A 7766-nucleotide genomic window follows, 5' to 3' on the forward strand; every position below is an offset into this window, starting at 1 on the left:
CAGCTCAGAGCGCCCGGAGGCCGCTGATCACGTCGCGCAGAATACTCTCGTCCGGCAGCTCGGCAGGGGGTACGGGACGTGTCACATGGACCATTTCGTCGTCCACCAGGTCCCCGATGAGGACCCGCACCACTCCGATGGGCAGATCGAGTTCCGCCGCGAGTTCGGCGACCGACTGGGGAGCGTCACGGCAGAGTTCGACGATGTCCACGTGTTCCGGGGACAGTGTGTGGTCGGCCTCGGGGTCCTCGGCGTGCTGTTCCGTGACCACTACCGCGATCAGATCGAGGCGGTGCTGGGCCGCGCTGGTGGTGCGGCCGCGTGTCATGGCGTACGGACGGACCACCGGTCCGGCCTCGTCGTCGAACCAGTGGCGTGTTCCCTGACCGTCTCCGCTCATGTCATCCCACTACCCGCCCGAAGGCAGATCGGTGCGCGGACTGGCGGCCAGATGTACGCCGACGCGCTTGACGAGGAGCGTCATCTCGTACGCGACCTGACCCACGTCCGAGTCGGCGTCCGACAGCACGGCGAGGCAACTGCCGTCACCGGCGGCCGTGACGAACAGGAAGGCCTCGTCGAGTTCGACGACGGTCTGCCGGACGCTGCCCGCCTCGAAGTGCCGGCCGACGCCCTTGGCGAGGCTGTGGAAGCCGGAGGCGACGGCGGCCAGGTGCTCGCTGTCCTCCCGGCTGAGGTCCTTCGAGGCCCCGGTCGGAAGGCCGTCGCCGGAGAGCACGATCGCCTTGTGGATGCTGGCGACGCGGTCCACCAGTTCGTCGAGCAGCCAGTTCAGCTCGCCGGACACGTTGCTGGTCACGGGCCCTGCGGCCTTCGGTGCGGTCATCGACCGTCCCCCTTTGTCGTTCGTCGTGCTGAGCCGTCCTGGGCCTGGTCGCCCACGGCGTTCTCGTCGCGGCCGCGCTGCCAGCCCCGCTGGAGGGAGGCCATCCGGCTGCGTACTTCGTCGGCGTCCCGCTCGGCGGGGTCCGCCCCCGTGCCGCGGCGGGCCTGGTCGCGCTCGGCGAGCCGTGCCGGTCCGTCCTTCAACTGCGGGGCCAGACTGGCCTGCCGGACGCGCCGTGGCAGCGGGTTCGTATCCGATTCTGCCGGGCCCGTCGCGGTGTCGCGGCGGGGGGCGGTGTCGTCCGGGCTCGCCGCCGCGGCAGTACCGCGGGTGCGGCGGGGCAGGGCCGGGGCGTCGTGGAGGCCGGGCGCCGGACGGAGTTCGGGTGCCTCACGGAGGCCGGGCCTGTCGGGTGTGCCGGAAGGTCCACGCGGGCCGGGGACGCCGGGACGCTCGCCGCCGCGCCGGCCCGACGGTGTGGACCGCTCGCCGCGCCGCTGGGGCAGTGGCTTCATGCCGTCGAGTTCCGCCGCACGACGTTCCAGGCGGTCCGCGCCCTTCATCGGCTCCGGGTCGGACGGGGTGCCGAGAGTCTGCACCGGTTCCAGGTCCTGCGCCAAGTCGTCGTCCGCCTGGTCGCGCCGCGACCTGGCCTGGCCGACAGGACGGCCGTGGGAGCTGACGAGCTTCGGTGTCCGGCGACGCGGCAGCGCGACAGGAGCGGTGCCCGGGCGGTCGTCGTCCCCGGAGCGGGCAGGCTGGTCACCGCTGTCGTCGGTCTGCTGGTGCTGCCCCGCGGGAACGCCGGCTATGGAGCGCCGCGGACGGAACAGTCCTCCGCGTTCGCTGTCCTCGTCGCCGAGGGCGGCGGGGAATCCGGGGAATCCGGTGAGCGTGTCCAGGTCGACGGGCGCGTCCAGCTCGACGGGGCCGTCCAGGATCGAGGCGGGCAGCCCCGGCAGACGCACCGGGCCCTGGGTGAGTGCCGCCTTGCGGCGCTCCTCCGACTCGGCCACCTTGGCCGACAGGGTGCGGTCGAGACGGAATCCGATGCCGTTGGTGTCCGGCACGTCGTCGGTGAGCAGGGAGTCCGGCATGAAGACGACCGCGGTGGTGCCGCCGTACGGGGACGGCTGGAGCGAGACGCGGACGTTCTGCCGCTGGGCGAGCCGGCTGACCACGAAGAGACCGAGCCGGTCGGTGTCGGAGAGTTCGAACTCGGGAGTCTCGGCGAGCCGCAGGTTGGCGTCGAGCAGGGCCTCGGCCGCCATACCGAGGCCGCGGTCATGGATCTCCAGGGTGAAGCCGTTGGCGACGCGCTCGCCGACCACGTGAACGGCCGTGTGCGGGGGCGAGAACACCGTGGCGTTCTCCAGGAGTTCGGCCACGAGATGCGTGAGGTCGGCGACGGCGGGACCGGTGACGGCTACCCGCGGCAGGCGGCGTACCTCGATGCGCTCGTAGTCCTCGACCTCGGCGACGGCGGCGCGGACGATGTCCATGAGCTGGACCGGCTTGCGCCACTGCCGGGACGGCGCGGCGCCGGACAGGATGACCAGGCCCTCGGCATGGCGGCGCATACGGGTGGTCAGGTGGTCGAGGCGGAACAGGTCGGCCAGCTCGTCGGTGTCCTCGGTCCTGCGCTCCATGGTGTCGAGCAGGGTGAGCTGCTTGTGGAGCAGTACCTGACTGCGGCGCGCGAGGTTGACGAAGACCTCGGAGACACCCTCGCGCAGTTCGGACTGCTTGACGGCTGCCTCGACGGCGGCGCGCTGAAGGGTGTTGAGGGCCTGGCCGACCTCGCCTATCTCGTTCCTGTCGTACTCCAGGCGCGGCACTTCGGTCTCGACGTCGACCTTCTCGCCGGCGGAGAGGCGCCGCATGACGCTGGGCAGCCGTACACCGGACGCCTCATGGGCCTCCAGGCGCAGCCGTCGCAGGTCGCGGATGAGGCTCCGGCCGATGCGCACGGACATGACGAGCGAGATCAGCAGGGCGATCAGGCCGATCACGCCCGCGACGACCGCCTTGAGGATGACGGCCATGGCCACGGGCCTGACCCTGTCCTGGTAGTGGTCGCCCGCCCGGTCCTCGAGGGTGCCGAGATCGTCGAGCACGGGCCTGGCCGCGCCGTCCCAGCTCTTCGCGGTGACGCCGCGCGGCGAGCCGGTGGTGGAATCGGCGACAGCCTGCTCCGCCACGTGCAGGGACACCATGGCGGCGTTCTTCTGGTAGCGCTCGAAGCGTTCGCGTTCCGAGGTCGGCAGCAACGGCAGGCTGACGTCGTACAGGAGAGCGCGCTGGGCCACGAGGTCGGAGATGTCACGGAGTTCGTCGTGCGTGATGCGACCGGCTACCAGTGCTGAGCCGAGCAGGGCGTCCTCGCGGGAGAGCAGTTCGCGGGCGCGGGACACGTTGACGAGGGCACGGCCCTGCTTGTCCAGCTCCACGTTGTCGACCACGTGCAGGTTGGCCAGCAGGACGTAGCAGGGGTCGATCAGACGGTTGTAGAGGCCGAGGGCCCTGGCCCGGTCGACGGTGCCCTCCTCGACACCGGCGCGCAGCGAGTCGATCCCGTCGATCGCTTCGAGGAGGGAGGTGAGGCGCTGCGAGGTGCCCCCGCTCAGCTCCTTGCGCACGTCCTTGTCCTTGGCGTTCCTGCGGACCTTCGCCACGATCCGGTCCGTGGCGCTCCGGCTGCGCTCGAGTGCCGCGAGTCCGTCGGAGGCGCGGGGATCGGCCAGATAGACGAGCGTCTGGCGGCGTTCCCGCTGGAGGACCCTGACGGTGTCCTCGGTCGGATAGGCGATCTTCTCCACGATGTCGGACACGCTGAAGAGTTGGCTGGCCTCACGCCCCGTGAGCACGGTCGCGAAAGCCCAGATCGCGGTCAAGGACACAAGAGGCACGAGGAGCAGCGCCACAATCTTCCGGCGGATGGACTTCCCGCGAAAGCGCATGGCCTCCCCCAGCTCGACCCCCTCCGGCCGGGGGTACACATGTGCGTCAACAAACGGCGTGAGCCTACTACTGACTCATAGGTAACTCGAAGACCCGTCCGGTCGCGCGGCCGCTCGACGGGGAACGGGACATGGGGAGTTGTCCGTTCATTGGGGGAGATTGCCTCCCTGAATCCGGCACTTGGGGCCGGATCACGTCGGAGTGGGGAACTTCATCAGTTGGCCGAAATTCTTCGCTCGTCGGGAATCTTCGGGGCAGGTCGTTCGTCTTTCTGTACGGGAGTTGAGGGCGGAATCGGCCACAGGTGCCGCATGCCGCGCTCAGGCGGCGTAAAAGAGCGCAAGCCGGGCAGCCAACTGGGGAGCGGGAGTCGCGAGACACCCGTGCGAGAGGGTTGCTGGGCGGTGGGGAGTGACGAGTTGATGGGCACGGCGGAGCGGAGCGGGGCACCCGGGACACGGGATGCGACACGCGAGGCGGTACAACTGGCCACTCAGGCCCAGGATCACGGCATTCCGGCGACCGGGCAGGGTCAGCCGGACAGGCGGCGAGCCGCGACGGGCGGGCGGGCCGCCGCGGACGTCGGGGACACTGCCACGGACATACGCGGCCGAGCCGATGACAAGGACGCTGCCACGGACGGGGACGAGGGCCACGACGAGCAGGCGTACTACCGGCCGCTGTGGATCGAGGAGCCCGCGCGCAAGCGCCGGCTGCCCGATCCGGTGCGTACGTCGGCCGTACGCGCGGTGCTCATCATCGCGGTGACGCTGACACAGGCCGTGGTGGCTTTCCTCTGCACGATGGCGGGGTCCTGGCTGGCCTTCCCGATGGTCCTGAGCAGCGTGGCCAGTACGGTTGTGGCCACATGGGGCGCCCTGGACGTCTGGGTGACACGGCAGGTGTGGAACCAGCGGAACGGCGTGGTGTCGGTACCGAGCAGCACCGCGCGGGCACTGCGGCGCGAGCGCCGCAAGGCCCGGCGTCAGGGGCGGATCGCGGCGCGGGCCCAGGAGCGGATACGCAGGCGGGGCGGGGCCGGGCAGCTGTCGCACTCGTAGCGGAGCCTCAGCCGTGTCCGCCTCGACCCCGGGTGCGCGGAGCGGTGCGTTGCGGCGGAACCTGAGGTGGATCGCTGTTCACGCGGCCGGCCCAGGAGGTACGGGACGGAGCTCATGGGCCGGCCGACCGCCCGTCGGCGTGATCCCAGGTCGCATCCTCACAGGGCTGCCGGCTCCACCGGGTCCTCCTTGCGCGCCAGTTCGCGGCGGACGCGCATGAAGGGGCGGGGGCGGTCGACGCCGAGCACGGCCGTCGTGCGGCCGGCGCGCTCGTAGAGGGCGAGGAAGCCGCCCTCGGCCGGTGCGCCCTCGACGAGGGCTCCCTCGACGATCCGGACCGTGTCCGAATCGCGCCGCCGCCCCGCGAACTGGATCCGCGCACCGTACTGGTCGGACCAGAAGTAGGGCAGCGACCGAAAGGCCGTCACGGTGTGTCCGGCGAGCAAGTTGCCCACCGCTACGCGGGGTTGCTCGGTGGCGGAGGTCCAGTGTTCGGTGCGGGTGCCGCCGACCCGGGCGACGTCACCGACGGCGACCACCTGCGCGAGTCCGGTCGCACAGCCGTCGTCGCACAGCACACCGTCGTTCAGGGCGAGCGTCGAACCCGCGAGCCAGCCGGTGTTCGGGGAGGCGCCGATCCCCATTATCACGACATCAGCGGGCAGGAAGCGACCGTCGGACAGTTCCACTCCGATGACCGCGCCAGGGGACGCGCCACCACTTCCCAGGATCCCGGCGACGCCGGTTCCGGTGACGAGGACGGTGCCCGCGCGCCGGTGCAGTGCGGCGCACACGGCGGCCATGTCCGGGCCGAGTTGAGGAAGGAGGGGCAGCGGGGCGGCCTCCACGACGGTGACGTCATGGCCGAGGGCGGCGCAGGAGGACGCGGTCTCGGCGCCGATGAAGCCTCCGCCGATCACGACCACGCGGCGCTGTCCCGCGGTGAGTTCCGCGCGCAGGGCACGGGCGTCGTCGAGGGTGCGCAGGGTGTGCACGCCGGCGAGTTCGTCGCCGGGTAGGCGGCGGGCGGAGGCGCCTGTGGCGATGACCACTCCGTCCGTGGAGACGGTGCGGTCGTCGTCCAGCAGGACGGTGCGGCCCCGGGCGTCGAGACCGCGGGCGCGTACGCCGAGGAGCCACTCGGCGTCGAGTTCCGCGCTCTCCTCGGTGTCGGTGAGGGCGAGTCGGTCCTCGCCGGCGCGACCGGTGAGGAAGTCCTTGGAGAGGGGAGGCCGGTCGTAGGGGCGGTGGGGTTCGTCACCGACGATCACCAGGCGTCCGTCGAAGCCCTGGGCGCGCAGTTCTCGGGCCGCGTACAGGCCGGAGAGCGATGCACCGACGACGGTCACGGTTCTCATACGGGGCGTCCTTCATCGGCGGCGGGAACGGTGACGCGGCGTCCGGGTGCGAGGGTCACGGCGTTCATGCGGCGGTTCCCTCCTCCGCGGCGAGGTGGACGTGGATGATTCCGTCGTCGACGGTGACGCGGTGGGTACGGACGGGGCGGCGTGCGGGCAGGCACGTCGGCCGGCCGGTGCGGAGATCGAATGAGGCTGCGTGCAGCGGGCATTCGATCAGGCAGCCCTCCAGCCAGCCCTCCGAGAGGGAGGCGTCCTGGTGGGTGCAGGTGTCGTCGATGGCGAACAGTTCACCGTCGGCGTTGAACACGGCGACCGGTGGCGTGGTCTCCACACGGACGGATTCGCCCTCGGGGAGGTCTTCAAGGCGGCAGACGGGAATCATGGGCCCCCCTCTCGGTGCGGACGTCTCGTCCGCGACCTCAGGTCCAGGTCGTCGGGAACCTTCCGGGTTCCGGACGCTTCGGTAACATGATGTTTCGCATGGCGCACGAGGGAGCGCTATGCGCAACAGAATCCGCGCGGGGATCCCGTCACGTCAAGGGCTTCCCGCAGATGCGGCCCGAACACGGCCGTCAGGTGGTGGGAGTTGTCCTATGACCCGCACGCAGAAGCAGGCTGAGCGCACCGAGGAGACCCTCGAGAAGCAGAGCGGCAGAGGCACGGGCAGCGCCGTCCAGTCGGTGGACCGCGCCGTGAGCGTGCTGGAGATCCTCGCCCGGCTCGGCGAGGCGGGCGTCACCGAGATCGCCGAGGAACTGGACGTGCACAAGTCCACCGCGTTCCGGCTGCTCGGCGTCCTGGAGAACCGCGGCCTGGTCGGGCAGGCCAAGGACCGCGGAAAGTACTACCTGGGAGCAGCCATGCTGCGCCTCGCCGGGGCGGCGGCGGTGCGCCTCGACATCTCCCAGGAGGGTGTCCCGGTCTGCCGCGAACTCGCCGACGAGCTGGGCGAGACCGTCAACATCGCGGTCCTGGACGACGACGCCGCGGTCAACATCATGCAGGCCCGCGGCACGGCCTCGGTCACGGCGCAGAACTGGCTGGGCAGACGCACTCCGCTGCATGCCACGTCCAGCGGGAAGGTACTGCTCGCGCACATGCCGCCCACGTTGCGGGAGGGTTTGCTGGCCCGCCCTCTGCCGCGTTTCACGGAGCGCACGATCACCGGGCCGTCCACGCTGCGCGGCGAGTTGGAGGCCGTGATCGAGCAGGGGTACGGCATCACCCTCGAGGAGTTGGAGCTGGGGCTCGCCGCCCTGGCCGCTCCGGTGCGGGCGCACGACGGCAAGGTGATCGCCGCGATCAGCGTGTCGGGACCGGTGTACCGGCTGAACGCGGACCGCCTGCCGGAGTTGTCCAAGCGGACGGTGGCGGCGGGGGCGGAGCTGTCCCGCCGGATGGGCTACGGCTTCTGAGACGGCGCTTCGTCGCCGGCACCGGCGCCCCCTCGGGCGCAGACCCGCTCCACGGCGCGGGGGCGGGGTTGCACCCCCCCCCCCCCCGCGGGTGGGTGTGTCTTATAAACAAAAAACAGCC

Annotated in this window: 7 protein-coding genes; 2 read left to right on the forward strand and 5 right to left on the reverse strand. The window is 71.1% G+C overall.

The window, feature by feature from the left end; genetic code table 11:
* Positions 1-4: 4 nt before the first annotated feature.
* From ACFWBT_RS23280 to ACFWBT_RS23290, 3 genes are read right to left on the reverse strand one after another with little or no spacing between them, the layout of a single operon-like run.
* The gene (locus ACFWBT_RS23280) at positions 5-400 is read right to left on the reverse strand and encodes a DUF742 domain-containing protein (RefSeq protein WP_266756317.1); all 396 of its coding nucleotides are present in this window, start codon (positions 398-400) and stop codon (positions 5-7) included.
* A gap of 9 nt (positions 401-409) precedes the next feature.
* Positions 410-847: a roadblock/LC7 domain-containing protein gene (locus tag ACFWBT_RS23285; RefSeq protein ID WP_385703410.1), complete on the reverse strand. Its 438-nt coding sequence runs from the start codon at positions 845-847 to the stop codon at positions 410-412.
* On the reverse strand, positions 844-3807 hold the full coding sequence (locus ACFWBT_RS23290) for a nitrate- and nitrite sensing domain-containing protein (protein ID WP_385703413.1): 2964 nt from the start codon (positions 3805-3807) through the stop codon (positions 844-846). The genes ACFWBT_RS23285 and ACFWBT_RS23290 overlap by 4 nt, the downstream gene beginning before the upstream one ends.
* Positions 3808-4230: 423 nt before the next feature.
* On the opposite strand from ACFWBT_RS23290, the gene ACFWBT_RS23295 reads away from it, so the two are divergent.
* Entirely contained in the window at positions 4231-4869 is a 639-nt protein-coding gene (locus ACFWBT_RS23295) for a hypothetical protein (RefSeq protein WP_385703416.1), read from the forward strand.
* A 158-nt stretch (positions 4870-5027) separates the two neighbouring features.
* On the opposite strand, the gene ACFWBT_RS23300 is transcribed toward ACFWBT_RS23295, so the two are convergent.
* Both ACFWBT_RS23300 and ACFWBT_RS23305 read right to left on the reverse strand, forming a co-directional pair.
* Positions 5028-6227 (reverse strand): NAD(P)/FAD-dependent oxidoreductase, encoded by a 1200-nt coding sequence (locus ACFWBT_RS23300; protein WP_385703418.1) that lies wholly within the window; start codon positions 6225-6227, stop codon positions 5028-5030.
* Between the two features lie 64 nt (positions 6228-6291).
* Positions 6292-6612, reverse strand: coding sequence for a bifunctional 3-phenylpropionate/cinnamic acid dioxygenase ferredoxin subunit (locus tag ACFWBT_RS23305; RefSeq protein ID WP_351132417.1), 321 nt, complete (start codon positions 6610-6612; stop codon positions 6292-6294).
* A 211-nt stretch (positions 6613-6823) separates the two neighbouring features.
* On the opposite strand from ACFWBT_RS23305, the gene ACFWBT_RS23310 reads away from it, so the two are divergent.
* A complete protein-coding gene (locus ACFWBT_RS23310; RefSeq protein ID WP_385703422.1) occupies positions 6824-7645 on the forward strand; it encodes an IclR family transcriptional regulator in 822 nt (273 codons plus the stop codon).
* The last annotated feature ends 121 nt before the right edge of the window (positions 7646-7766 follow it).

The organism is Streptomyces sp. NPDC060027 (assembly GCF_042737005.1).
Taxonomy (GTDB): domain Bacteria; phylum Actinomycetota; class Actinomycetes; order Streptomycetales; family Streptomycetaceae; genus Streptomyces.